The sequence below is a fragment of the Hominisplanchenecus faecis genome (genome assembly GCF_020687205.1).
Classification (GTDB): Bacteria; Bacillota; Clostridia; order Lachnospirales; family Lachnospiraceae; genus Hominisplanchenecus; species Hominisplanchenecus faecis.
Window position 1 is genome coordinate 1 of sequence record NZ_JAJEQE010000045.1, and the last position, 25,698, is coordinate 25,698.

A 25,698-nucleotide genomic window follows, 5' to 3' on the forward strand; every position below is an offset into this window, starting at 1 on the left:
AATCATGACAGGGATATCAACGCAGCAAAAAATATACTGGAAGAAGGATTAAGACAAATAGCATAAAAATAACAATAACAATATAGGGCAGGGATTGCCCGAATTAACGCCTGTGGAGATAGTAGATTACGAGGTCTGCGAAGCAGGAAGCCCATTGGCTTTAGACAATGGGTAGTTCACGAATTGAGAAAATCGGAATTTAATTTATACATTTGGAGGTGGTAAACAATGAGAAAATGTGTAAAATGCGGAAAAGTTATGGTATCAGATTTAAGACTTAAAGTAAATGGTGGTGGCTATGGGATTGTTGTTCGTGTAGATGAAAAGCAAAAGGCAACAATTATAGATGATGTAAAAGTTGCAGTCTGCCCAGAGTGCGGTTATACAGAAATGTACTTAGAGGATTTAACTAATTTAAAAGATTAGGCGATAACTTCCAGTTTGCAGAACTAATAGAGAAATAACATATAAAACAATAAATATGCCGCCACAATTCCGTAATGATTAATGCTTGAAAGTCTCCTGAAAGAATGCTATAATACTGAGCGTAAAATTTGAGTGGACTTTTCCGGATTCGGTCATCTTTTTGCCACACAGCTATCTTGTGATAGCCGTGTGGCTTTTTTGTTGTCTGCATACTGGAAAATCTGGCAGAACGGAGGATGGAAGCTGCCGGACACTTTGTGGAGAGGAGGGAAAGTATGCAGACCAATAATAAAATGGCGGTCGCTCCTGTTGGAAAGCTCATCTGGCAAATGTCGATACCGCCGCTGATTTCCATGTTCCTGCAATATTCCTATAACCTGATAGACAGCGCGTTTGTGGCGCGGTTGAGTGAGAATGCATTGACCGCTGTTTCTCTGTCATTCCCGATTACAACATTGATGAATGCAGCGTCTATCTGGATCGGTGTCGGCGTGAATGTGCTGATAGCAGGGTATCTTGGACAGAAAAAGCAGGATGAGGCAAATGCAACTGTCACACATGGATTGTTACTGGCTTTTGGAATAGGTGCTTTGCTCAACCTTATGTCATTACTGATTATGAAACCCTATTTTCGGGCATTCACCAATAATGAAGAAATTTATCAGCTGAGCATCGCCTATATGAGTGTGTGCTCCTTCATGCAAATTCCCAATATGGTGCATATCGCCATCCAGAAGATGATACAGGCCACCGGGAACATGGTCGCTCCCATGTGGTTCCAGATCGCGGGCGTGGTCGTTAACTTCGTGTTCGACCCCATTCTGATTTTTGGGATTGGTATTTTCCCGGCTATGGGAATCCGCGGCGCTGCGGTAGCTACCGTTGCAGGCTATCTGCTGTCCATGATTTTGGCATTTGCTTTACTGCTGGGCAAAAAGCAGAAAGTGCAGGTAAAAATCAAAGGCTTTCATTTGAAAAAGCAGATGATCTACCGTATTTTTGCCTTTGGCCTGCCATCTTTTATCATGAACGCCCTCAGTTCGTTTGTGGTGACCTTTGTCAATCTGTTTTTGGTGGCGTATTCCGATACGGCGATCGCTTTCTTCGGTGCATATTTTAAGGTGCAGCAGCTGATTGTTATGACGGTAAACGGCTTGATTCAAGGCTGTTTGCCTGTCATGCGGTTTAACTACGGCGCAGGCAACAGCGAACGGCTGCATTCAGCTTTCCGATATGGAACTGTTTTGGTCACCGGCATGATGATACTGGGGACGTTGGCTGTCCTCCTCTTTCCGGTGCAGATTCTGGGATTGTTTATGGCGTCGGAAGCCATGCGCTCCTTTGGAATCTCCGCCATGCGGATCATGGCGGCAAGCTATCTGTTTTGCGGCCTTTCTACGATGATTTCCACCTATTTTCAGACCACAGAAAAAGTAGGGTCCAGCATGGCAATCCAATTATGCAGGCAAATGCTTTTCCTTGTGCCTGCCCTGTGGTGTCTGGACAAATTGTTCCAGCTGAATGGAATCTGGCTTGCATTTCCGGTTGCGGAAACCGCCACTTTGCTCGTTGCACTTGTGATGATGGCATGGCATCGACGCAAAAATATCTCATAACGTGTTTTGCGAAGGAGGAATTATGAACGACACTTTCATGAAAGAGAAACCGATATTGCCGCTGATTTTATCCATGTCCCTGCCGATGGTGTTATCCATGCTGGTCAACTCCCTCTACAACATTGTGGACAGCTTTTTTGTCGCACAGATCAGCGAGGAAGCGATGACGGCGTTATCACTGGTTTACCCGGTTCAAAATTTTATCAATGCGGCTGGAATTGGGTTTGGTGTTGGGATCAACGCAGTGATTGCCTTCTATCTGGGCGCGGGAGATCACGAAAAAGCAGATCAGGCTGCCACACAGGGACTTGTGCTTGCCGTGATTCATGGCGTTGTTATGACAGTCTGCTGTATCGCAATTATGCCGGTTTTTCTGCGGATGTTCACTGCATCCGAAGCGGTCATTGAACTTGGCGTCCGCTATTCTGCCGTTGCGTTCGGCTTTACACTCATTGTTACCGTCAGCATGATGTTTGAGAAACTGTTCCAGGCAGTAGGAAACATGAAAACGACCATGATCAGCCTGATGTGCGGGTGCATCACAAACATTGTCTTGGACCCCGTTCTGATTTTTGGCTATGGCCCATTCCCGGAAATGGGGATTGAAGGCGCAGCGCTGGCCACCGGCATCGGGCAGGTCCTGACGCTTGCGATTTATCTGGTCATCTACTTTGTGCGGCCCATTCGCGTGCATATCCGCAGGCAGTACATTCTGCCCGGCAAAAAGATAGTCATAAAGCTGTATTCCATCGGCATTCCCGCAACCCTGAATCTTGCACTTCCGTCACTTTTGATTTCGGCGCTCAATGCGATTTTGGCCGCCTATTCAGAGGTGTATATCCTGGTTTTGGGAATCTATTACAAATTGCAGACCTTCATCTATCTGCCGGCGAATGGCATTGTGCAGGGGATGCGCCCTTTGATCGGCTATAACTACGGCGCGGGCGAGAGTAAAAGGGTCAGTCAGATTTATCAGATCGTCCTGTGCATGAACGGTATCATTATGGTGCTTGGGACCGCGATATGCCTGCTGATTCCCGGCCAGTTGATGGGGCTGTTTACCCACACAGAAGCGACGATCCAGGCCGGGGAAACCGCCCTGCGCATCATCGGGGCCGGATTTATCGTCTCGGCGGTTTCTGTTACCTCTTCCGGCGCATTGGAGGGACTGAGGAAAGGCACGCCCTCCTTGCTGATTTCCCTTTGCCGGTATGTGGTGGTCATCCTACCGGCTGCGTTTTGGCTCAGCAGGCTTTTCGGTGCCGTCGGCGTCTGGCATGCATTTTGGGTCACGGAAGTGATCGCCGCGGTCATTTCCCTTATCATTTACCGCAAGTCGATTGCAAAACCTGTGACGACGGCCCGAAAGGAATGAATGCCTATACTATTTCAAGTGGCATTTTCCCGAAATATTTGAATGGAGAAAATATCATCTCCGTTCCGCTTGCAGAAAATGAAACAATGCATATTGGATATGTGCTGAATGAACATCAGGAATTAAATGAACTTGGAAAAAGCTATCTGGAAGAATTATGGAAATATGCTCCAGCCAATCCATAGTCGTATGCTATGGATAATCATATAAAATAGGTGTTATGTATGTACCGCTGTTTGCTGATATAATAACAGCAGAAAGGTGGTTGATGATTATGCCTATGGCGGTACTGCGCAATTTTTGTATATGGGGTTAATTCTTTGCTTCTAAATGTAATGGAAGTGCTGAAGTACATCGGAGCAGCCTATATCCTGTGGCTTGCGATTCATATTGCTTTCAGTAAGCCGTCAACAGAAAACGCAGAGCAATCGGCATCGTTTCTGAAAGGCTTCATGCTGCAATTTGTCAATGTGAAGATCTATATGTTCGGAGTTACCGCACTAACGGGTTATGTTGTAGGATATATGTCCTCTTTTCCGGCTTTGCTGTTTTTTGAGCTGGTTACTGCAACAATCGGAACGATCGCAACCTGTACTTGGACTGGCTTGGGCGCACTGATTCAGAAGTTTTATCTACGGCATTTCCGTGTTATTAACATTATCCTTGCACTAACATTACTGGAGTGTATTTGGGGAATGTTAAGATAATTGTTGCTTTGAGAGCAATTCTAATTAACAAATTCCCGTTTGGAGAATTGAAAAAATCGAAAGTTACTTCTACTTAGACATACAAACTGTTGACAATAAAACTCCTATATAGTATTATTTGACAAAATACTATATAGGAGTTTTTATATGAAAATGAATGGCGGATTTCTTGTCACAAAAATAAAACAACTTGGAGACCGAATCTTTGAGAAGATTCTCAGCGAAAAGAATATTGATGCGTTCAACGGAGCCCAGGGGCGTATTCTTTATGTGCTGTGGCAGGAAGATGGAATCTCAATCAGGTCACTCTCGATCAAATGTGGATTAGCGATAACTTCTCTTACTACGATGCTGGAAAGAATGGAAAATCAAGGGCTGATAAGACGCGTTCAGTCTGAAACGGACAAAAGGAAAATACTCCTGTTTCTGACTGAAAAAGCACATGCCTTAAAGGACGAATATGATTCTGTATCTGATGAGATGGGCAGCATTTACTATAAAGGTTTTTCGGAGGAAGAAATTACCCGGTTTGAGGAATGCCTCGACCGTATCAGAAAAAATCTTGAGGAGTGGCAGAAATCATGAGTATTTGTATCAAAGATCAGATTCAAAACATGAATATCGTCATCGGATGTACAGTGGGGTGTGCATATTGCTATGCCCGCAATAATGTGAAACATTACCATGTTACCTTTGAGCCACTATTCGACAATCCCGGTTCAGTTGATCTTTCCGGGATCAACTGGATCGTTGTCGGCACCATGACCGGAGCTCAGAGCAGGAAGATTCATACGGAGCCGGAATGGGCATGGTCTCTGACGGACCAGGCACATAAGCTCGGCATTCCGGTGTTTATGAAGGAAGATCTTGTCCCTATCATAGGGGATGAAAATATGATTCAGGAAATGCCGGAAGAATTTAATAAAGTGTTGGAGGTACAGAGATCATGGTAGAAGTAATAAATGGAATCCGCATTAATGAGGTGGAAACAAAGAACATCATGACCAAGTCCAGTCTGCCTGTAGGCGGTTACTCGGTCAATCCATATGTAGGCTGTACACATGCCTGCAAGTATTGCTATGCTTCTTTTATGAAGCGCTTTACCGGACATAAGGAGGAATGGGGCACTTTCCTTGATGTGAAGCATTGGCCGGAAATTAAAAATCCGAAGAAATATGCCGGACAGCGGGTGGTCATCGGTTCTGTGACGGATGGCTACAATCCACAGGAGGAGCAATTCGGGAATACCAGAAAACTTCTGGAGCAGCTGATCGGCAGTGACGCAGATATTCTGATCTGCACAAAGTCGGATCTTGTGGTACGGGATATTGATCTGCTGAAGAAGCTTGGACGAGTAACCGTTTCATGGTCGATCAATACACTGGATGAAAATTTCAAGAACGATATGGACTCTGCTTCTAGCATTGAGCACCGTATCGCTGCTATGAAGCAGGTATATGAAGCAGGTATCCGTACAGTCTGTTTCGTATCCCCGGTATTCCCAGGTATCACGGATTTTGAAGCAATCTTTGAGCGGGTAAAGGATCAGTGCGATCTGTTCTGGCTCGAAAATCTCAATCTTCGAGGCGGTTTTAAAAAGACAATTATGGATTATATCGCTGGAAAATATCCTGATCTTGTACCGCTTTATGATGAGATTTATAACAAGCATAACCGCAGCTACTTTGAAGCACTTGAAGTAAAAGCTGAGGAAATGGCTAAGAAGTATGATTGTTCCTTTGTGGATAATGAAATGCCTTATGACAGAGTCGTGCAGGGACATCCGGTGATTGTAGATTATTTCTATCATGAGGAAATCCGAGGGACAGAGAATACAGGAAAAAGAAATCGTTAAACAGAAAGAACAAAAGTTACATTGCATAAATGTAGTCCCTATTCCATCTGTTATACTATTAAAATAAATAGTGACTTATAAATTTGATAATATCTTCTAATTCAGAAGTTGATTCGTTAACATGAACATATCAAGTAATTTACATAGATATGAAACAGGAGGTTCGGCACAAGGCTCAGTAATGAGTCCGATGCTTGCAAATATATACATGACTATAAGCAGTTCCACTGGAAGTCAAACTCAACGCTATATTCAAGCAAACGCTCTTGGGAAGCTTTATTGCCAGCTTAGTTTGTCATAATAAGAAAAACCTTACCGATATTCAGTTTTTTGACTTCTGAAAATCAGTAAGGTTTCTTTAATACTTTAATATACGTTATGAAATAAAACGAAGTGTAGAATCGCGTGCCAAGTCTCACGTGCGTTCGACTTGAACTCTTGAATAATCGCAAAATACTATTTAGCATCGGTTACAATCGGAAAGTTCATTTCAACAATAAACTCTTTTTTTTCTATTTTTGCTTCAATCTCTCCATCCATCCGACTAACCAACTCCTTTGCAATAGATAGTCCCAATCCAGTAGATGTTTTACTTCTGGCAACATCTGCTTTATAAAATCGCTCAAATACCTGATCTATATTAATCTGTTCTGGATGTGTAACCTGATTGCTGATTCTAAGCACCGCCTGATTTTGATCACGTTCCAACACAATGCTAATCTTCTTTTCTCCATGATCCAGCCCATTTTTTATCACATTCTGGATAACACGGCGGAGTCCCTGCCTGTTTCCATATATATACAACTGTTCTTCCGTAATCTGAATATCCGGCTGAATTTCCATTCTTACCCATTCATCATAGTATGAAAAAACTGTTTCTTTCAAAATCCGGTTCATACAGCACAATGTCAATTCCAAACTGTAAGATTCGTTTTTTAACTTTGTAAACATAAAAAGTTCTTCCAACATTTCATTCAGACTATGAATTCTTTCGTGGATAATGCTTAAATAACGTTTCTGATCCTCTATATTTTCACATTCTTCCATTAGCTGGAAATATCCGTCCAAAGATGTCAGTGGTGTGCGGATATCATGAGAAAGATTTGTATAAGTGTCCGCAATCAGAGCTTCTTTCTCCTGATAATGCTGCTTCTCTTTTCTTCGCAGTTCCAGAAGCTCATTCAACTTGTCAGAAAGCTTTCCTATTCCACCCACATCAAATTCATGGTTAATCAACATGTTACTGTCATGTTTCATCATAAACGCCAATTGGCGGCAGATGTCTTTCACCTGCCGCTGGTATTTCCACATAATAATAAATTGTAAGATAATAATTCCTGCTAATATCCCAATTACGATATACATCCGTTAAATATCCCTCTTTTGAAAAACAACGCTGCTTACTGATATCATTATAACGATGAACACTATTGCCACACCAAATGCCGCCAAACACTCATTTCCACTCGGATTCATAGGAAGCAGTGATAATTTTCCTGTTATCGTATACTTATAAATCTGGAAATTCTGAATTCCTATTTTTTGAATAGCACTATTGATCACCCCATACACAATGGTCATTACATTCATGCTAAGACAGACAGCAATGACCATGCTGATTACATTATTTTTCAAAATAATTGCAATCGCCATACAAATCAGCACAAGTGCATAATGAAGAGCCAGTTCAGTCACAAAATAAGATAAAATTGCCTTTGTATTTCCCCATTCCAATTCTCCGAAAAAAATACCATTCGCCGCTGCCTGAAATAAGAATGCACCTGCCATTGTCAGTACCGTAAAGACAGCCAAGGCAATTGCCCTGGAAAAAATCAGAGTTCCTCTATTTCTAACCTGACCTCCTATATTCTTAATATATCCGCTACTGATATCCGCTGTTGAAAACAGAACAGTAAAAATCACCAAAAGCAGTGCATACAATTTTCCTTGGGAATTGGCAAAAAAGATATCATATACCGTCACCTTTTCTCCCGGCTCCGTAGGCAGCGTTACCATCATTCCCACATTAATATTATCCACAGTAGGTTCAGTAACCTGCTCCTGTTTCATGGCATCCTTTTCAGTCGAAAGCTCATAATCTGTCTTGCATAAAGATGTTGTAATCAATAATATTGCTGCCAGTACGATCCAGATTACATACATACTTTTGGTTTTAAGCATCCGGTATAAATCCATTTTTATTATATTAAGCATGATCCGCACCTCCCGTCAGATTCAGAAAATAAGTTTCCAGTTCTTCACTGGTTATGGAAATCCCTTTTACCGGAATTCCTGACTTTGCAAGTTCCATATTCAACGCTGCACTTTCATTCAATCGTTCAAAAATATGAATATGCTCTTTATCTGTTACCTGATAGTTGGTAAATCCCATAGAATCCATCACCGGAATCGCCTGTTTCGGATGATCCAATGTCAACTCTATCCGTTCACTGCATCTTCTTATTAATTCTTCTCTTGTAATTTCCTGTAATAAACTTCCATTATGAATAATTCCATAATCAGTAGCAATCTTCGATAATTCCTCAAGAATATGACTGGAAATGCATATTGTCATATTCTTCTCTTTCTGAAGTCTCTGAATCGTATCCCGGATCTCTGCAATACCCTGTGGATCTAATCCATTGATTGGCTCATCAAGAACTAATAAATCTGGGTCTCCAATCAAAGCAAGACCAATTCCCAAACGCTGTTTCATTCCAAGTGAAAAATGTTTTGTTTTTTTCTTTCCCACATCCTCCAGACCGATAATTCTCAATATTTCTTCAATATAACTTTTTTTCTTTATTCCAAACAGCTTGCATTTGATATTCAGATTTTCATATGCAGTCATATTTCCATAAAGTCCCGGTGCCTCAATCAGACATCCTATCCGTGATCGAACTTTTTGCAAATCCTTTCCCTTGTATCCGAACATCTCGATTTCTCCACAAGTTGGCTTGGAAAGTCCACTGATCATCTTCAGACAAGTTGTCTTCCCAGCTCCATTCCGACCGATAAAACCATAAATAGCACCTTTTTTAATATGCATATTGACACTGTCCACAGCTTTATGGTGTCCATATTGCTTAGTCAAATTTCTTGTTTCCAATAACATTTCGCTCAAGTTTTTCATCTCCTTTTTCTTATCTGCATTTATCATAAAGGAATAATCCTAATCAAACGCAAATAAATAGTAAAAAAAGAGTAAAGATTATAGATGAAGACGATAACCGATTCCCCAGACTGTTTCAATATATTCCTCAGATGTAACTGTTTTTATCTTTTTGCGAATATTGCTTATATGTACATCCAGAGTTTTTGTTTCACCCATATATGGTTCGTCCCACGCATATTCAAAAATGTCCTCTTTACTGAAAACCTGCTTCGGATTTCTAAGCAGTAATTCTAAAATCGCAAACTCCTGTCTTGTTATCTTAGGAAGTATTTTTCCACCAATGCTGACCTGAAAAGTAGCTTTGTTCAATACCATCTCTCTGAACGAAAGGTTAGATTCTTTTATTTCCTTTTCTTCTGTATGACGAAGCTGTACCTGAATTCTTGCCAGTACCTCTCTGATTTCAAAAGGTTTCGTTATATAATCATCAGCCCCACTAGTTAAAACCTTTACCTTTTCATCCAAGCTATCTTTCGCAGTCAAAACAATAACCGGAAGATTTCCCTTTTTCCGTATTTCCTCCAGAACTGCTTCTCCTGTAATTCCCGGCAACATCAAATCCAGCAACACCAGTGCATAGCTATGCTCCTGCATATTCAAAAGCAACTTTGCCTCAGTTCCGGAAAACGCCTGCTCACAGGAATAGCCTGCTTTGGATAATGCTTCCTGAAGCAGATTATTGATATTTGTATCATCTTCTACAATCAGTATTTTCTGCATGATAGTTCTCTCCTCTATTTTACACTGTGAAAACATTATTTTCTTGCATTATACGCTTTTCCCTTTTTTCCCGCAATTACTCCCCACAGATCCCCGGAATTCTCCAGTACATAACATACTTTTTGTTCCAGCTGAACTTATAATTTTCAGTATTCCTGTGCTTCCAAGATGCATATATCACTTTTTCCTTACCATTATGCCTTCATTTCTCCATCAGTGCTTTCGCAACCCTTATCCCGCCTACAAATAGAGCCAAACTAGAGCCATTCGATAAAACAAATGCCGAAAACCCGCATAAATACAGGCTTTCGGCATTTTAGTCCGTTATTCAAACTCGATTCCAACATTTATTTTTTTCTGTTATATGTATCGGTTTCTGCTATTTTTGAGAGATTATTTTTGATGTTTTTTCATCTGTTTACCTCGTTTGCAGACCTTTTATTACTCAAGTATTACTTTTCTATTTGAGTAATACTACTCAGTGCAGGATCATTAGTTGAAATAATCGAATGATTAGATCTCAAAATGGAAATGCCAAAGTAATCAAATATTTAAGACCTAAAATATAAAGTCTTTATTTAAAAATTTTTATATTGCTTTACAACTTCTCATAAAAAAATGGGTTTGTCAAGGTTTTTTATGTAAGTTTTAAAAAAACTAAAAAAGCTGAATTTGTCATTTATTTTGACAGGTTCAGCTTTTGTATTTTCAGCTATTAATTAGTATATCAGTCTATAGTATTAAGGAAAGTAAGCAGTGCTTCTCGTTGAGCGGTATTGAGTCTATATATTCTGGTTATAAGAGGATCGTTGCTTAGAAGATTGTTTTCATCATCAAAAAAATCTTTCAATGAAATATCGAGTGCCCGGCACAAGTGGAAAATAATTTCTATGGTTGGATTTTTGTTACCCAGTTCGATCTCACGGACATAACTTTGGCTAATTCCTGCAAGGTTGGCAAGTTTGTTGGTGGATATATGCTTTTGTTCACGGAAAAAGCGTAGTCTATCTCCAACAGGGTACTCGTAAGAGTCATGTTTATTTTCCATATATATAATCCTCCTGTTTTTTTCTTTATAAAGATAGACTATCAAAGTTTTTTTAATGAAATTACAACTATAGAGCTTGACTATTATCTCTATAAATGTTAAAATGCATAATAGTTAGAAATCTTCATGATTATGAGGATAGTTGTTGCAAATTTATAATTAGGAGGTAGTACGTATGAAGAGGTACACAGTTTCATTTGATTATTCAAGAAATGGTTCGGGATGGACACATACGTCCATAACAGTTACAGCAGATTCGGATGTTGGGGCAATCATGCAGATTGAGAGTAAGTATCCATATGTGAGAAATGTAAGAATAATGTCAGTTAGATAATATTGAAAAATTTATAAAAATATTTAAGAACCACCGCAAGCAAGGTGGTTCTTAAATATTACAATATATGAAAAAGTACAGCATTAAGCAGTTTTCGTGTTTCATCATGTAACATAGTAATCACCTCTTGACTCTATCATAGACCTGTTGTCAAGAGTGTGCAGTATTTTTTAGGAACGCTATAGTTATGACCAGTCAATTCCCAATGCACTTTATGTGGATGTGTATTCATCCAGGAAACAGGCTGAGAAAGGGAAGCAAATGTTTTCATTTTCTTACTTACCGGAGCAGGGAAATGGAGCATATAATATTATTAACGATCCCGATAAATATATGCTGGAAATAGAATAATGAGAGTAGATTGCAAATTTGATTTTTAAGAACGAGCATTTGTAATTCACAAATATAGTTTTACGAATCCGTATGTCAACCATATCTGTTTATATATCATTTATGTGATAGCAGTAAATTGTGATAAACAGGAAGGAGGTTGATGTGTGATAAAAAAGCATACGTTAGCAGCTATAGGACTTGCTGTACTTCAAGCAGTGATTGTGTTCCTAAAGGAAACAACACTTAGTGGAAAGTCCTAGATAATTACATAATTTTATGATAGCGAGAGATGAAGTGGTATTTTCATCTCTCATTTTCTATGCTCATTTTTAGGAGGTGAGAGTGTGGAAATGAAGCGTAGAGACTTATTAGAGCATGTATATCAGTTGGTGGATGGAATGAGAAGTATGTGCCAGCTTTTAGAATGTCCGGGAATACCGCCGATTACAGGTGACATTCTTGTGGTATTTGAATGTGTATATGATGAGGTGCTCAGACTCGTTGAGGAAGCTATGAAATTAGATGATAAGGATAAAAAATAATTATAAGGAGAGAAGCTATATGCAGAAGATCATTATTTCGATCATGTCTACGATAGTCATTATTTGGAATGAACTGCGAGACAGAGATGGAAAAAATAAAAATGAATAGAAAAGCGAAAGGAGAAAAAGCGATATGGCAGCAAATGTAGAAACAATGTTTAGTGTAAGAGAAAAACCTTGGCATGGTCTCGGTGTTGTAGTAGAGGATGCTCCATCTTCAAAGGATGCATTAAACCTTGCAGGACTTGATTGGAGAGTAGTGCAGAAACCATTATTTACAAATTCCGGGTTAGTTGAAGGTTATAAGGCAAATGTAAGAGATTCGGATAATTCTGTACTTGGAGTGGTAACAGACAGATATAAAGTGGTTCAGAACACAGAAGCTTTTGCATTTACTGATAATTTGTTGGGAGAAGGTGTCAAGTATGAGACTGCCGGATCACTTCAAGGAGGTAAAAAGGTATGGCTTCTGGCTAGACTTCCAAGAGAATACATTATGTATGGGGAAAGAATCACACCATATCTTGTGTTTAGCAATACTCATGATGGTTCGGGTGCAGTAAAGGTTGCAATTACACCGGTAAGAATTGTCTGCAATAATACATTGAATCTGGCATTAAGTACAGCAAATCGGTGTTTCAGCATAGTTCATACAGGCGACATTAAAGGAAAAATTGATGAGGCAAAGCAGACTTTGTTTATGGCAGATGAGTACATGGAGGCTCTTGGAAATGAGTTTGAGAGGATGCGAAAAAATAAGATAACAGATCAGCAGGTGAAGGACTATATAGAGATGCTGCTTCCGATGGATCAGAAGGCAAGTCCTGTTACTATGAGAAATATTAAAAAGCTTCGTGAAGACATGAGAATGAGATATTACGATGCCCCGGATCTTTCAAATCTTGGAAATAATGCATATAGATTTATTAATGCGGTATCGGATTTTGCAACTCATGCTGATCCTATAAGAAGATCAAAGAACTATAATGAGAATCTTTTCATGCGAACGTATGAAGGTAATCCTATGATTGATAAGGCTTATCAGCTTTTGACAGCATAAATAATGGGGGCAGATTATGAATATAAAGAATCTTATTACAGTAGCAACAGCTATGATGTTCGCAGCAGGACTGCTTATATGGAGCAAAGCAGGGGAAACAGAGTGTATATATGCAATAGATGAAAAAGATAAAATGTATGGGGTTGTGGTGTCATATGGGAATAAAGAATAAGTTTGTTAAGAAGATATACGCTGAATTGCATCAATACAAGGAGTTGGATGATAAGCAAGAATCCAAAGAAAATTCAAAATTGGAGAAATGTTCGTGTACATATAAGGGATATGTTTCTTCGGCAGATGAAATTTCGGATATGCTGCTTATGAATCTTGTTAATCAGGGGACAAGCATTTTAGAGTCCATTTATGATGAAGGAGGTTTTTGATATGCGAAGACTGGTGTCAACGATTGATCTTCCCAAAACGGATTGGTTGAAATACAGAAAAAAAGGTATTACAGGAACGGATGCGGGAGCTATTTGTGGACTGAATCCGTATTCATCTGCATTTCAGATTTATCAGGATAAAATTACTGATGAAATTGAGGAATTTGATAATGAGTCAATGAGACAGGGAAGAGACTTGGAGGAATATGTAGCTCGGAGATTTTCAGAAGAGACGGGACTTAAGGTGAGAAGAGCAAATGCGATTTTTCAGAATGAAGAGAATCCATTTATGCTTGCAGATTTTGATCGCCTGATAGTGGGACAGAAAGCAGGACTTGAATGTAAAACTGTATCTCCATATTCATCGGATAAATGGAATGATGGCAATATACCATTACATTATCAGATGCAGGTTCAGCATTATCTTGCAGTCAGCGGTTTTGATTGTTGGTATATTGCTGCTGTGATTTTTGGAAGAGAGTTTCTGATCAGAAAAATTGAACGAGATGAGGAGCTTATTAATTATCTGATTGATATTGAAAGAGGATTTTGGTATAACAATGTGCTTGCAGGGATTATGCCTGAGCCAGATGGTTCCGATAACTGTTCGGAAATGATTGCAAAAATGTACTTTAAAGGTCAGGAAAATAAAACAATCAAGCTTTCTGGATATAAAGAAATTCTGGATAGAAGAGCTGATTTGGACAAGTTGATTAAAAAAATGGAAAAGGAAAAGAAAGAAATCGATCAGAAAATTAAAATGGAAATGCAGGATGCAACCGTTGCGTTGGAAGCTGGTTATAAGATATCGTGGTCTAATTTTGAACAGAACAAATTAGATACGAAGAAACTGAAGGAAGAAAAGCCGGATATTTACAAAGAATATTGTAAAAGCAGCACAAACAGAAGATTTACAGTAAGTCATGCAGCATAGCGAAAGAATATGTATAAGTTGGATGAAAACATAAGGATTTGGGGCAGATGGAAAGGGATGAGAAGATGATACATCAGGAATTTGATTTGAAACGGGAACTTGCACAGCAGGCTGGCAGCCAGAAATCAGTGAAGGATGAAGTGAAACTTACCAAAAATATGACAATTCCGGATATGGTAAAGGTTATGATGCCTGAAATAAAAAAAGCACTTCCTACAGTGCTGACACCGGAAAGATTTACAAGAATTGCATTATCAGCACTTAACAATACTCCTGCATTGCAGAAGTGTACACCAATGAGTTTTCTCGCAGCACTGATGAATGCAGCACAGCTTGGGTTGGAGCCCAATACACCATTAGGGCAGGCATATTTAATTCCATATAAAAATAAAAGTGTTCTCGAATGTCAGTTCCAGATTGGATACAAAGGACTGATTGATCTTGCATATCGTAATGGTCAAATGCAGACTATTCAAGCACAGGCTGTATATGAAAATGATGAATTTTCTTATGAATATGGATTGGAACCGAAATTATTTCACAGACCAGCTTTTTCCGACAGAGGAGAGCTGGTCTATTTTTATGGAATTTTCCGTACTGTCAATGGAGGTTATGGGATGGCAGTTATGAGTAAGGCAGATATGGACATCTATGCCAAGACATACAGTAAAGCTTTTGACAGCGATTATTCTCCTTGGAGATCTAATTACGAAGAGATGGCGAAGAAGACAGTGATCAAACAGGCTTTAAAGTATGCACCGATTAAGACGGATTTCCAGAGAGCTTTATCCACAGATGAAACAATCAAGAAGGAGATTTCTATTGATATGTCGGAAGTGCAAAATGAAGTAATTGATGCAGCGTAATTAGAACTATACAACCCCGGCAGAAGAGAAGTGCTACTGCCGGGGATTTTTAAAAGAAAGGAACGCAGATGATGGGCAGATTAAGTTTAGAGGATTTTATGCAAGAGGTTAAAGAAAAATTGCAGAAGAGATATAAAAATCTCAAGGTTTTTACGAGTGAAAATATCAAGAATAACGGAACGAAGGTTTATGCAGTTACAATCGTAAATAGAGCAAGCAGTGTTTCGCCTTGCACTAATGTAGAAGGTTACTATAAAAAATTTGAAAGTGGAGAATGTGATATGGAAGAAATTATTATGGATATTGCGGAAGTTTATGAGAAAAATGTTTTGAACCATGATTTTGCTGTTCATGTTTTCTCTAATTATGATAATGCTGCTTCTCATGTGCGAGGCAGACTGATTAATACAGAAAAAAATACAGAGCTTTTGAAGGAAGTGCCGCACAGAGAGTTTCTTGATCTTTCACTTATTTATGTAGTAGAACTGGAGTATGAAGAGCAGAAGAGAGTTCTCAGTATGCGTATTAATAATGAACACATAAAATTTTGGGGCGTGACAGAGGAAGATCTTTATTCTCAAGTAAAAAATAACATGGATGAGATGGATGAAAGCTCATTTTGCAGTATGGAAGAGGTCTTTAAAGAAATGATCGGTAGTGGTGGTGAAGAAGTTTTGGAAGATCTTTCTGGAGCATATCCGCCAATGTATGTTCTTACCAACAAAAGAAGATTGAATGGAGCTGTTGAAATATTGGATGCGAAGGTGCTCAGAAGATGTGCAGATGTATTTGGAAAGGATTTCATTGTAATTCCAAGCTCGATTCACGAGTGTTTGTTGGTGCCTGTCAGTGAAGAAATCAACGATTTTGACTATATAGCCAAGATCGTTCGGGATATTAATGATACACAGGTGCCAAAAGATGAGATTCTTTCTTATCATGTTTATAAATACGATAAGCAGACAGAAACAATGATGATTGTAGCTTAGAAAGTAGCTTATGAAGGGCATAGTTATTCATGGAGCCGGAGAAAGGCGATCATTCTCTGACTCCATGTTTTTGTTCGTTTCAAAAGGTGTACCTTTTGGAACAAGCCAAAAGCAGGAAAATATATGTGAATATTAGTTTCAGAAGTCTTATTTTGAATTTTGAAACTTGTCCCAAAAGTACAGAACTTTTTGAAACAGGATATTGAAAAAAGAAATGGTGATTCTATGGAAAAAAGAAAATTTGGATATGCAAGAGTAAGTTCCACATCGCAAAATTTGGACAGGCAGATTATGGTTCTGAAAAAATATGTGGCAGAAGAGAATATAGTTGTAGATAAGAAATCGGGTAAAGATTTGGAGAGAGAAGGTTATCTGGCTTTGAAGGGACCTATGGGACTTCGGAAAGGAGATACACTTTATGTAGTGTCTTTGGACAGACTTAGCAGAAATAAAAAGAATATCACAAGTGAAATTAAATGGTTTCAAGAGAAGGGAATAGATTTAAGGATTTTGGATCTTCCGACAACGATGGCAGATTTTCCAGAGGAACAGAAGTGGATAAAAGAGATGATAAATAATATTCTCATCGAAGTACTTGGCAGTTTTGCGGAACAGGAGCGTATTACAATTCGAAAAAGGCAGCAAGCGGGAATAGAAGCGGCAAAAAAGAAGGGAAAATATCTTGGAAGACCTGTTATTGCAAAGCCGGATAATTATGATGAGGTAATGGTGCGTTGGAAAGCAAAAGAAATATCATCGGTAGAAGCAAGAAAGTTATTGGGTGGAGTGAAGAAAAATACTTTCTATCGGTGGGTAAAAGAAGAAAAATAAAAATTGATGTTGCAAATTGCAGATAATCAAAGCCGGTTGCAAATAAACACGGATAAACAATATTTTTAAGTTTTATTTGAACATTTCATTAAAGATGGGAGGAGAAAATAGGTATGATAAAGAATGCACCGGATGTAATGACCGTAAAAGAAGTGATGAAGGTACTTAGATGTGGAAGAACTAAAATTATGGAATTTATTCATAATGGAGTATTGGAAGCACATTATGTATGTGGAAAATGGCTTGTGTTTAAAGAAGATGTAGAAGAGTTTATTCTCAGATCTTAGAAAAAAGGTGATGTAGGTTTTGTACCTGCATCATCTTTTTTTGACAGTGGAATTTGATTTAAGGCGGTAGTACCCAGCATAACCATATGAAAAATGGTTATGCTGAGTGAAATTTTTGATATAAAGAACAGTCATGTTCCATGGCATGAAAAATGATTTTATGAGGATGGTGTTAATGAGGAGTTGCGTTTAAATGCTCATTGATGTAGTTTTGTAAATCTGTTTCTCTTACAAGTATTTTATTCCCGATTTTTCCTGATGGGATAGATTTTTCCCGGAGTAGTTTATATCCTGTGGTTTTGCCAATAGATAATGCTTGGCAGACTTCATTGACAGTAAGTAATTTATTGAAGTTATTCATAATCGTGTCCTTTCTTTTCGACGTAAGTAGTTATTTACAGGTTAATGGCGTGATAAAATTTTATTTTTGATTGTCATTAGTAATATGTTAGTCAAATTAAATGATAAATAATGATGCTGATTGATATCATTCAATAACATTTAATACCGTATTTTTTTATTATGGTGCCTACAAGTAGATAATGAAAATGTGAGTACAAAAAATTAGAAAGATTTTTGTAGTTTTCATAAGACAAATTCGAATGGCAGGTGATAAAAACAGATTTTCAAGAAAAGAGTATGGCGTATCCTGTTAATGCATTGATGTAAAGTAAAAATAGCTTGTATTTAATATCAATGCGTAATAATACTATGTATAATAATATAACATATTTAGTTTAAGGATATACAGTAGTACGTTATAAAGCAATATTTATATCTGACGGAAAGAGGTAATTATGAATAAAACAGAAAGAATTAATATTAGAGTTACTACAAGAGATAAAAAAAGTTTAGAATCTCATGCATTAAAGAATAATATGAAACTGTCTGAGTATATTTTAGATTGTTGTAAAAAGAAAAAGACCGTACCTATAAATCCATCTGATAATATTCGGAAAGCAGTGGAATTACAGGAGGCGTTGAACTATATAAAAGAAAAATATGGAGATGACGATTATTTACGAAAGGTTGTTGATAGATTATGGAAACTATAATGAAGATGCTAAAAGATAGATACGAGAAGGATAAGGATATTCAAGAGTTAACACAATATATTGCAGGAGAAGGAACAAATAAAGAGAAAGAAGAGGTTTTTTACATTGGAAGCAAGGGATTAGATCAAGAACATGATAAGGCTGCAAAGCAGATAATCAAGATGCAAAGAGCATTAAAAAAAAATAATGGAAGAAGAATGTATCACATGATAATTTCTTTTAACACGAGTACGAAAAATCTCTTGAAAGTAAAGGCAGTAAGCAAGGCTGTAGCGAAAGTAATTTACGAAGAAGGATATTTAGTATATTATGGAATACATACATCCACTGATAATTTGCATATACATTTTGCGATTGATTCCGTAAATTATCTTTCAGGGAAAAAGTGGCATAAGAGTAGATCGGAATTTATGTCATTTAGAAATAAGGTACTTGACTGTAGTTGTAGTGTCCTTGCAAGCAGGAATTTTTTAGGGAGTGATGAATATTCGGCTTGGAATTGATTGAGGTCAGAAAAATGGATGTTGCACAAAAGATACGGTGATTTAGGAGGTTATGGGATTATGTCAAAGGATCTGAGAAAAAGAAAAGATGAAAAATTTGTGCGATTTGCAAAAGAGTATCAGAAGAAAAGAGAAGATAGCAGAGAAACGTGGGAACAGCAGCCTTCCAATGCAGCATACTTGACAACCAGCGGGATTGTAAAAAGGATTCAGTTGTTGCTGCCAGCAGATCTTAAGTGCAATAATAATGGAGAAATTATAAGTCTTGCAAATCCATGTGGTACATGGAAAATAAATTCTGATATACAGGATTTAGCACTTTTCGAATGTGATCCTGATAGAGACCTAGATCAAGAAGAACTAGATAAAAGGCAAAATGAGTTACAAAAATTATGGAATGACGTTAGTGAAGAGAAAAAAGAAACGATACGTCTATGGAAAGAGGAAAACAATAAAAAAAATGGAGGATCTCCATCAGTCAAAGCGACACTTGAAAATCGGTATAAGGCTCTAGAAAAAAAATCAGAAAATGTAATGGATGAAATAGCACAACTCAAATTAAGAAATTCGCATACTATCTTTGAAACATTTACAGATACAGAAAAGGAACTATATGAACGTTTATTAAAGGATATACGATTCCATCGTGTTAAGCCTGGGCATGTAGATGGAAAATTGATAAAAAAAGAGGGATGGAGCGTTGTTGATGAACAAAAGCGTCGGGAAATATTTGGTTTATTTATAAAAGCTGTAACAGAAACTAAGGAAAATCAGAAAAAATGGAATTTGACTGACATGGACCTTGTTAAGATTAGAAAAAATTTTTTCGACCCGGATTATAATAAAATTATTCCTGTAAAGGAGAAGCTTTTGGATATGGAAACGCCTGATAGCTGGATAGAGATTATAAAAAATAATTCAAAAACAGAGGAAGAGTTTATAAGTAGTCTTAAAAAACTGGAAAAAGTGTTAAAAAGGTTTGGCATTACTCAGCAGACAGTAGATGACATCAATGAAGGAGAATGTATTAAAGAGGCGATAAGAAGAGGAATAGAAAAGATGGGTAAAGAATAGAAAATGGAAGTCTGAATCAGCAGAGGCTATGAAAAAATGTAAATAAGATTTTTCTATGATGATACAAGGCGAAAAGTTCATTTGTTGAGCTTTTCGCTTTTGTTTTTTTTGAAGAAATAGCTAACTTATGCATTTATAGTACAGAAGTCAACATAAAAATGAAATGGCATAAAACTACATATTTATTTTTATGTCGAGAATATTGACGTTTATAGATAAGATTATATCAGAGTCATGATTCAAGTATTTATCATCAGTAATCAGCAATGGTGTGACTGATAAAATCTTATTTCTGTAGCTTCAGAAAGAAAACAATAAAAATTATTTGTAAATAAGGTGGGAAAGTGGGAAATTAGTCCCCTTTATCCCACCCAAAAAGAAAGAGAGGTTATCAAAATGGCAAAAAATAAAAATGTATCTTTAACAGGTGAGCAGTTTATGATGTTGCTAAATGGTATCAGCAGTAGAAATGATAAAAGTTTGAATTTGACAGAAGAATGGAGCAAAGTCGTAGATGATCCTGAGATCCTTTCGGCATTGACAAATCAGGTTCAGAGGTGGCTGGATAATGAGTATGCAAAAAGAATGAAAGAAATGACTAAAAGCTATGAGGTTCAAGTGCATGCCCAGAATAAAAGTCTTAGAAAAATGCAGCATAAGGTAGACTCTATGGAAGCGAAGATGCAAATGATGGCAAGAGAGGTCAAAAACAATGCTCGTATCATTCAGAAAGACGGTGATCGAATCAGCGAAGTGCTTAATCTGAAAGACAAGATAAAAGAATCTCGTAAAAATTATAAGCAGCTTGAGGAAGAGGTACAGGCTATTTCTAAATTTTTAAAGCAGCTTACATTTCGTATGCATATTGCGATTCCGGGAGATTCCCTTAAGAAAGCTACAAAAAAATTAAAGCGTTTGGGTAATCCGTATTATTATGCAACAAGTTCTAAGAAGGCAACGATGTTACCGGATTTTTTACAGAGTGAGATCGTTGATACGGATTATAGGGAAGTATGACTATGCCAGAAAGAAATGAAATCGCAGCAGAAAAAGAAGAATTTAAGCTGAATGAGGGTTATTATATCGGAAATCACAAGGTTGCCGATTTTGAACCTTATGTATCTAAAAAATATGTAATCAAAGATCTTGTATCAGATATTGAGACAGTTTCGTATGATGTCAAAGTGAAAAAGCAGGAAGGGGGTGAGTCAAAAGCATTGAGAGTTACGGATTTTCTGAAAATAGATTATTTTCGAGACTTTCACCAGAGTACAATTATGCTCACAAATTTTGACAAGAAAATGTTGGCTTATAAACTCCAGAAGGAAGCTTTAAAAGCAGATTTGGTATCAGAAGTAACTGTTAGAGCTGCACCCGGGTATTATCATCTGAATGATGAACCAATTATGGTGATAGCAGATAAAATTTTTAGTCCAAGCGAGATAACCGAAACGGTTGAATCAATCTCGGAGCATAAATGGTTGCCGGAAGTGGAATATAGTGACGACATCATTCGAAAGTATATTAAATTTATGCCTGGAGTTACGGAGGTTTTGTTTTATTCGGCATTATCGACCATCATTCAGCCACTTTTGATAGAAACAGGAAATATTCCGGGATTTGTTACTGCCTTAATTGCTCCTTCGGGACATCTTAAAACCACACTGGCAAGAATTTATACGCAGTGGACAGTCTCAACTTCAAATTTAGAAACGCTGTTTGACGACAGAATTTCCAATGATAAGCTGACAAAGAATATTTATCTGGCGGTAGGACTGAATTATTTGATTGATGACTATCATAAGAAGAATCGTGAATATGACAAACGTAAGTACCGAGATCGATTAGATGCGGTTACGAGAATTGCTTCTGAAAATAAGATGGCGGCGATGATTTTTATTACGGCAGAATCCATTGAGGGAGAAAGCATTTTTTCTGAACAGGACAGATTGTTGGAGATACATATTCCCAAAATGACTATGGAGCTGGCTAAATATAAAAATGCACTTACAACCATGAAACAGGAAGAAATGGCATCCATTGCACAGGCGTTTGCAAAAGCTGTTATGCGTGATGTGAAAAAGACAAAAGAACTGATTCAGGGGTTTGTTCAAGATTATCAGGTGCCAGAATGGGTAGATGTCACTACCAGATTAGGGCATCATATAATGATTATTTTGCTGTCAGAATATTTATTCAGAATGCTTATATGTAAAGGGGATGACAGGATTTCACATTTGAGTGATTTAAGAAATGCCTTAGAGGTCAATGGGAAAAAACAAACAAAAGAATTAAAACGTCTCAGAAGTAAGGAGAATGAGCGGAGCTATATTCTTGAGATTTTTGATATTTTAGAGAACAGAGCTCAGGATAATTCTGACATTCACATTACTAGAGATCCGAAACAGTATGATGAAAATAGGATTGGTTCTGCCTATTGGGATATAAGTAAGAACGTGTGTTATATTACATCAAACAATCTGGCAGATATTCTTAGAAAACGTATGGGACATGCTGTTTCAGTGAGAAAGGTATCGGAGGAGTTACATGATTTTGGAGTCCTGATAGAAGATAAGGATAAACGAAGTGTAAAGTTCAGACAAAGAAGACATTATTTAATCGACTATATGGCACTGAAAAATGTTTGCTCATACTTAGCTGGAGATGAGTAGGGAAAAGTATAAAATTTTGTTTATATATCATTTCTAAGTAAGAATATAAAGCTGACAATCAATGCTATTGAAGAAAGGAAAGGAGACCATTATGGAAGCAGAAAAATCAAAAAAGACATCATCAATGTATTACACAGCCATGGATGTGCAGGAGATGCTTGGCATCAGTAAGGGAATGGCATATAAAATCTTGAGAAAGTTAAATGCGGAGTTGGCTGCGAAGAATTATATTGTCATTCCGGGAAAAATACCACGAGCATATTTCGCAGAGCATTACTATGGAATGTCAAATTAAGCTGTACTATGCTGGCTCTTAAGTAATATTAGGAGCCGGCAGAAAGAAGGTGAAAAAATTTGTATTTTGGAAGAGACAAAAAGAATAATTGGGAAGTACGTTTCTATTATAAGGATTTCACTGGGAAGAGAAAACAAAAACATCGTACAGGCTTTAAAACCAAACGGGAAGCACAGGCATGGGCAAATCAATATATGATGCAGCAAAATCATAATCTGGATATGACATTTAGATCATTTTGGGACTTGTATCGTGAAGATATGAAAGAGAGACTTCGAGAGAATACTATTCGGACAAAAGAGTATATAGTGGAACTGAAAGTTTTGCCTTATTTTGGCTCAAAAAAAATGGTTGAGATTACTCCGTCGGACGTGCGTCAGTGGCAAAATAGTCTGATGAAGGAAAACTATTCCCAGACATATTTAAAAACTATTAATAATCAGGTATCTGCTATATTTAACTATGCAGTCAAGTATTATAATCTTCCAAGAAATCCATGTTCTGTAGCTGGTAGCATAGGGAAATCCAAGGCAGATGAAATGAAGTTTTGGACGAAGGAGGAGTTTGAGAAATTTCTTGAATTTGTGAGGGATAAGCCCTTATCCTATTATGCTTTCAAGACATTGTTTTGGACAGGGATTCGTATTGGTGAACTCCTTGCCCTTACAATAAAAGATTTTGATCCGGTGAATAAGACCTTGACGATAAATAAATCGTATCAAAGAATCAAGGGAAGGGATGTGATTACCGATCCGAAAACGCCTAAAAGCAATCGAGTTATAACGCTTCCTGAATTTATGGTACATGACCTGAATGAGTATATTGGAATGCTGTACGGTATTATGGAAAATGACAGATTATTTCATACTACAAAATCATATTTGGAGCATGAGATGATTCGAGGATGTGAGTTATCTGGTGTTAAGAAGATTCGCCTGCATGATTTGAGACATAGTCATGCAAGCTTATTGATATCAGAATTGGGATTACAACCTAATCTGGTGGCAGATCGTCTTGGACATGAGAAGATTACGACTACCTTACAGACCTATTCACACCTTTATCCAGATAAGAATCGAGAGTTAGCAGACAAGCTCGAAGAATTTGTGAGTGAGAAATATAATGCTAAGGAGATGTATAATGCCAGGAAAACATAATAAACCAACGATTGCATTTCGCCCATCCAGTTCTTGGCAATATTCTCTTATTAACGAGAGGGTTAAGCTGTCAGGAATGGCAAAAAAGGATTTTATTTGCAGAAGCCTTATTTATGCAAATATATGTGTAGTTGGAAAGAAAGAGAATATACGGATTATAGTGGATACCGTACAGGAATTACAGTATGCGATGCAAGAGATTGTAAGAGATTTGAAAACGGGAGATTTTCCGCTATCGGAAGAAGCGTATCTGACATTAAAAGAGGATATGCTTGCTTTAGCAATTACGGTTGTTGATATACTTAATGGAGCAGCGTATCTTTTTGACCAGAAACCCACTGTAAATAATAAGCACTGGAAAAGTGATTTGGAGCTTGAAGATTTCAGAAATAGTTTGGGATTAGCTACCAAAAGTAAAAGTAATTGCTGATTTTAAACTTTTGAGATATAATAATACTGAGTAATTATATCTCAGGATAGAATTACGAAAGAGGTGATAATTTGTCAGAAATCATAAAAGGTCATTGGTCAGAGGAAACATTAAAGGCAGTTGATAAACTGTGCCTCTTCGATGATGATTTCATGAGCTTGGTCTTTGATAAAAATATTAAAGCCACAGAATATCTCTTGAATACAATATTTGAGAGAGAGGATATGCATGTTCTTGAGGTAAAAGGTCAGCACGAATATAAGAATGTACTTCCCTATAGATGTATCATAATAGATATTAGAGCGGTAGACAGCCTTGGTAAGGTATATGATATTGAAGTGCAGCGTGCAGATGCCGGAGCGATACCACAAAGAGCCAGATTCCACAGTGCGTTAGTGGATAGCAAACTTCTCAAGGGAGGTCAGGAATTTAAAGAAATTCAAGATTCGTATGTGATTTTTATTACGCAAAATGATGTGATAGGAGATGGTTTGCCATTGTATCATGTAGAACGAATTATCAAAGAGTGTAATAGAGATTTTGCAGATGGATCTCATATCATTTATGTAAATGGTGCATATAAGAATGATAATAGCCCGATTGGTAGACTGGTTCATGATTTTAGGTGCACCAGATCGGTAGATATGTTCAGTGACGTACTCAAAAACCAAGTGAAATATTATAAAGAAACAGAAGGAGGTCGAGAAGTTATGTGTCAGATTATTGATGATGTAGCAGAAAGCAGAGCAGAAGCAGAGAGAATTGATACGTTGTTCAATACAATGAAGAACTTAATGGATTCCATGAAATGGACCTCTAAGCAAGCACTGGAAGCGATGAGGGTATCTGATCAAGATCAGGCAATTATTTTAAAGAGACTCTAATAAAGAATTTCACAACTTTACAATTCCATTTATAAACTTGTAAACTGGTGTTTAGAGAAAAAAGAAGCACGAGCCTGTGAAAAAAACTCTGTAAATTCAACACAACAAAGGTCTTCTATGATAAAATATTAAAATCATAGGAGGCCT

Annotated in this window: 33 protein-coding genes; 27 read left to right on the top strand and 6 right to left on the bottom strand. The window is 37.5% G+C overall.

The genetic code is table 11. The features are described 5' to 3' along the window. Positions 1-228 precede the first annotated feature (228 nt). The 8 genes from LKD42_RS11510 (at position 229) to LKD42_RS11545 (ending at position 5,979) form a co-directional block, all read left to right on the top strand. Positions 229-426, top strand: coding sequence for a zinc ribbon domain-containing protein (locus tag LKD42_RS11510; RefSeq protein WP_015514177.1), 198 nt, complete (start codon positions 229-231; stop codon positions 424-426). Positions 427-701: 275 nt separating this feature from the next. Next, positions 702-2,042, top strand: coding sequence for an MATE family efflux transporter (locus LKD42_RS11515; protein WP_248835768.1), 1,341 nt, complete (start codon positions 702-704; stop codon positions 2,040-2,042). Between the two features lie 22 nt (positions 2,043-2,064). Continuing rightward, a complete protein-coding gene (locus LKD42_RS11520; RefSeq protein WP_248835769.1) occupies positions 2,065-3,417 on the top strand; it encodes an MATE family efflux transporter in 1,353 nt (450 codons plus the stop codon). Between the two features lie 38 nt (positions 3,418-3,455). Continuing rightward, positions 3,456-3,602: a hypothetical protein gene (locus LKD42_RS11525; RefSeq protein ID WP_331464876.1), complete on the top strand. Its 147-nt coding sequence runs from the start codon at positions 3,456-3,458 to the stop codon at positions 3,600-3,602. A 111-nt stretch (positions 3,603-3,713) separates the two neighbouring features. Next, on the top strand, positions 3,714-4,124 hold the full coding sequence (locus tag LKD42_RS11530; protein WP_331464877.1) for a LysE family transporter: 411 nt from the start codon (positions 3,714-3,716) through the stop codon (positions 4,122-4,124). Positions 4,125-4,271: 147 nt separating this feature from the next. Next, positions 4,272-4,709 carry a radical SAM mobile pair system MarR family transcriptional regulator gene (locus LKD42_RS11535; RefSeq protein WP_248835771.1) on the top strand — a complete coding sequence of 146 codons (438 nt, stop codon included), beginning with the start codon at positions 4,272-4,274 and terminating at the stop codon, positions 4,707-4,709. Beyond that, positions 4,706-5,077 carry a DUF5131 family protein gene (locus LKD42_RS11540; RefSeq protein ID WP_248835772.1) on the top strand — a complete coding sequence of 124 codons (372 nt, stop codon included), beginning with the start codon at positions 4,706-4,708 and terminating at the stop codon, positions 5,075-5,077. Before LKD42_RS11535 ends, LKD42_RS11540 begins: the two co-directional genes overlap by 4 nt. Further along, on the top strand, positions 5,071-5,979 hold the full coding sequence (locus tag LKD42_RS11545; RefSeq protein ID WP_248835773.1) for a radical SAM mobile pair protein B: 909 nt from the start codon (positions 5,071-5,073) through the stop codon (positions 5,977-5,979). Before LKD42_RS11540 ends, LKD42_RS11545 begins: the two co-directional genes overlap by 7 nt. Before the next feature lie 456 nt (positions 5,980-6,435). Here the strand turns inward: LKD42_RS11545 and LKD42_RS11550 are convergent, their stop codons facing one another. The 5 genes from LKD42_RS11550 to LKD42_RS11570 form a co-directional block, all read right to left on the bottom strand. Continuing rightward, entirely contained in the window at positions 6,436-7,344 is a 909-nt protein-coding gene (locus LKD42_RS11550) for a sensor histidine kinase (protein WP_248835774.1), read from the bottom strand. Between the two features lie 3 nt (positions 7,345-7,347). Then, positions 7,348-8,193 carry a DUF2705 family protein gene (locus LKD42_RS11555; protein ID WP_248835775.1) on the bottom strand — a complete coding sequence of 282 codons (846 nt, stop codon included), beginning with the start codon at positions 8,191-8,193 and terminating at the stop codon, positions 7,348-7,350. Further along, positions 8,186-9,139 (bottom strand): ABC transporter ATP-binding protein, encoded by a 954-nt coding sequence (locus tag LKD42_RS11560; protein WP_248835776.1) that lies wholly within the window; start codon positions 9,137-9,139, stop codon positions 8,186-8,188. The genes LKD42_RS11555 and LKD42_RS11560 overlap by 8 nt, the downstream gene beginning before the upstream one ends. 51 nt (positions 9,140-9,190) lie before the next feature. Continuing rightward, positions 9,191-9,874 carry a response regulator transcription factor gene (locus tag LKD42_RS11565; RefSeq protein ID WP_172674890.1) on the bottom strand — a complete coding sequence of 228 codons (684 nt, stop codon included), beginning with the start codon at positions 9,872-9,874 and terminating at the stop codon, positions 9,191-9,193. Positions 9,875-10,601: 727 nt separating this feature from the next. Then, entirely contained in the window at positions 10,602-10,922 is a 321-nt protein-coding gene (locus LKD42_RS11570; protein WP_173898268.1) for a helix-turn-helix domain-containing protein, read from the bottom strand. 175 nt (positions 10,923-11,097) lie between these two features. Here LKD42_RS11570 and LKD42_RS11575 point away from each other — a divergent pair, with 175 nt between their 5' ends. The 10 genes from LKD42_RS11575 (at position 11,098) to LKD42_RS11620 (ending at position 17,481) form a co-directional block, all read left to right on the top strand. Next, complete coding sequence (locus LKD42_RS11575; protein WP_173898270.1) at positions 11,098-11,256, top strand: hypothetical protein; 159 nt, start codon at positions 11,098-11,100, stop codon at positions 11,254-11,256. Positions 11,257-11,933: 677 nt separating this feature from the next. Further along, the gene (locus tag LKD42_RS11580; RefSeq protein ID WP_173898274.1) at positions 11,934-12,131 is read left to right on the top strand and encodes a hypothetical protein; all 198 of its coding nucleotides are present in this window, start codon (positions 11,934-11,936) and stop codon (positions 12,129-12,131) included. Positions 12,132-12,264: 133 nt separating this feature from the next. Next, positions 12,265-13,191: a DUF932 domain-containing protein gene (locus LKD42_RS11585; protein WP_248835777.1), complete on the top strand. Its 927-nt coding sequence runs from the start codon at positions 12,265-12,267 to the stop codon at positions 13,189-13,191. Positions 13,192-13,207: 16 nt separating this feature from the next. After that, positions 13,208-13,363, top strand: coding sequence for a hypothetical protein (locus LKD42_RS11590; protein ID WP_173898276.1), 156 nt, complete (start codon positions 13,208-13,210; stop codon positions 13,361-13,363). Beyond that, positions 13,347-13,574 carry a hypothetical protein gene (locus LKD42_RS11595; RefSeq protein WP_248835778.1) on the top strand — a complete coding sequence of 76 codons (228 nt, stop codon included), beginning with the start codon at positions 13,347-13,349 and terminating at the stop codon, positions 13,572-13,574. Before LKD42_RS11590 ends, LKD42_RS11595 begins: the two co-directional genes overlap by 17 nt. A 1-nt stretch (position 13,575) precedes the next feature. Next, complete coding sequence (locus LKD42_RS11600; RefSeq protein WP_248835779.1) at positions 13,576-14,508, top strand: YqaJ viral recombinase family nuclease; 933 nt, start codon at positions 13,576-13,578, stop codon at positions 14,506-14,508. A 65-nt stretch (positions 14,509-14,573) separates the two neighbouring features. Further along, the gene (locus LKD42_RS11605; protein WP_248835780.1) at positions 14,574-15,374 is read left to right on the top strand and encodes a recombinase RecT; all 801 of its coding nucleotides are present in this window, start codon (positions 14,574-14,576) and stop codon (positions 15,372-15,374) included. 68 nt (positions 15,375-15,442) lie between these two features. Beyond that, on the top strand, positions 15,443-16,363 hold the full coding sequence (locus LKD42_RS11610; protein WP_248835781.1) for a DUF5688 family protein: 921 nt from the start codon (positions 15,443-15,445) through the stop codon (positions 16,361-16,363). Between the two features lie 225 nt (positions 16,364-16,588). Continuing rightward, positions 16,589-17,194 carry a recombinase family protein gene (locus LKD42_RS11615; RefSeq protein WP_248835782.1) on the top strand — a complete coding sequence of 202 codons (606 nt, stop codon included), beginning with the start codon at positions 16,589-16,591 and terminating at the stop codon, positions 17,192-17,194. Between the two features lie 113 nt (positions 17,195-17,307). After that, positions 17,308-17,481: a helix-turn-helix domain-containing protein gene (locus tag LKD42_RS11620; RefSeq protein WP_173898282.1), complete on the top strand. Its 174-nt coding sequence runs from the start codon at positions 17,308-17,310 to the stop codon at positions 17,479-17,481. A gap of 172 nt (positions 17,482-17,653) precedes the next feature. On the opposite strand, the gene LKD42_RS11625 is transcribed toward LKD42_RS11620, so the two are convergent. Next, positions 17,654-17,842: a helix-turn-helix domain-containing protein gene (locus LKD42_RS11625; RefSeq protein ID WP_248835783.1), complete on the bottom strand. Its 189-nt coding sequence runs from the start codon at positions 17,840-17,842 to the stop codon at positions 17,654-17,656. A gap of 436 nt (positions 17,843-18,278) precedes the next feature. On the opposite strand from LKD42_RS11625, the gene LKD42_RS11630 reads away from it, so the two are divergent. From LKD42_RS11630 to LKD42_RS11670, 9 genes are all read left to right on the top strand, one after another. Then, positions 18,279-18,536 (top strand): plasmid mobilization protein, encoded by a 258-nt coding sequence (locus tag LKD42_RS11630; RefSeq protein ID WP_173898286.1) that lies wholly within the window; start codon positions 18,279-18,281, stop codon positions 18,534-18,536. After that, entirely contained in the window at positions 18,524-19,039 is a 516-nt protein-coding gene (locus LKD42_RS11635; RefSeq protein ID WP_248835784.1) for a relaxase/mobilization nuclease domain-containing protein, read from the top strand. Before LKD42_RS11630 ends, LKD42_RS11635 begins: the two co-directional genes overlap by 13 nt. Positions 19,040-19,099: 60 nt before the next feature. Then, positions 19,100-20,113, top strand: coding sequence for a T2 family ribonuclease (locus LKD42_RS11640; RefSeq protein ID WP_248835785.1), 1,014 nt, complete (start codon positions 19,100-19,102; stop codon positions 20,111-20,113). Positions 20,114-20,449: 336 nt separating this feature from the next. Beyond that, complete coding sequence (locus tag LKD42_RS11645; RefSeq protein ID WP_248835786.1) at positions 20,450-21,130, top strand: hypothetical protein; 681 nt, start codon at positions 20,450-20,452, stop codon at positions 21,128-21,130. Between the two features lie 2 nt (positions 21,131-21,132). Next, positions 21,133-22,785, top strand: a complete 1,653-nt coding sequence (locus LKD42_RS11650; RefSeq protein ID WP_248835787.1) for a hypothetical protein — start codon at positions 21,133-21,135, stop codon at positions 22,783-22,785. 91 nt (positions 22,786-22,876) lie between these two features. Continuing rightward, on the top strand, positions 22,877-23,080 hold the full coding sequence (locus tag LKD42_RS11655; protein ID WP_173898266.1) for an ICEBs1 excisionase: 204 nt from the start codon (positions 22,877-22,879) through the stop codon (positions 23,078-23,080). A gap of 59 nt (positions 23,081-23,139) precedes the next feature. After that, positions 23,140-24,237: a site-specific integrase gene (locus LKD42_RS11660; RefSeq protein WP_248835788.1), complete on the top strand. Its 1,098-nt coding sequence runs from the start codon at positions 23,140-23,142 to the stop codon at positions 24,235-24,237. Further along, on the top strand, positions 24,221-24,667 hold the full coding sequence (locus tag LKD42_RS11665; protein WP_248835789.1) for a hypothetical protein: 447 nt from the start codon (positions 24,221-24,223) through the stop codon (positions 24,665-24,667). Before LKD42_RS11660 ends, LKD42_RS11665 begins: the two co-directional genes overlap by 17 nt. A 71-nt stretch (positions 24,668-24,738) precedes the next feature. After that, entirely contained in the window at positions 24,739-25,551 is an 813-nt protein-coding gene (locus LKD42_RS11670) for a PD-(D/E)XK nuclease family transposase (RefSeq protein ID WP_248835790.1), read from the top strand. Positions 25,552-25,698: the final 147 nt, after the last annotated feature.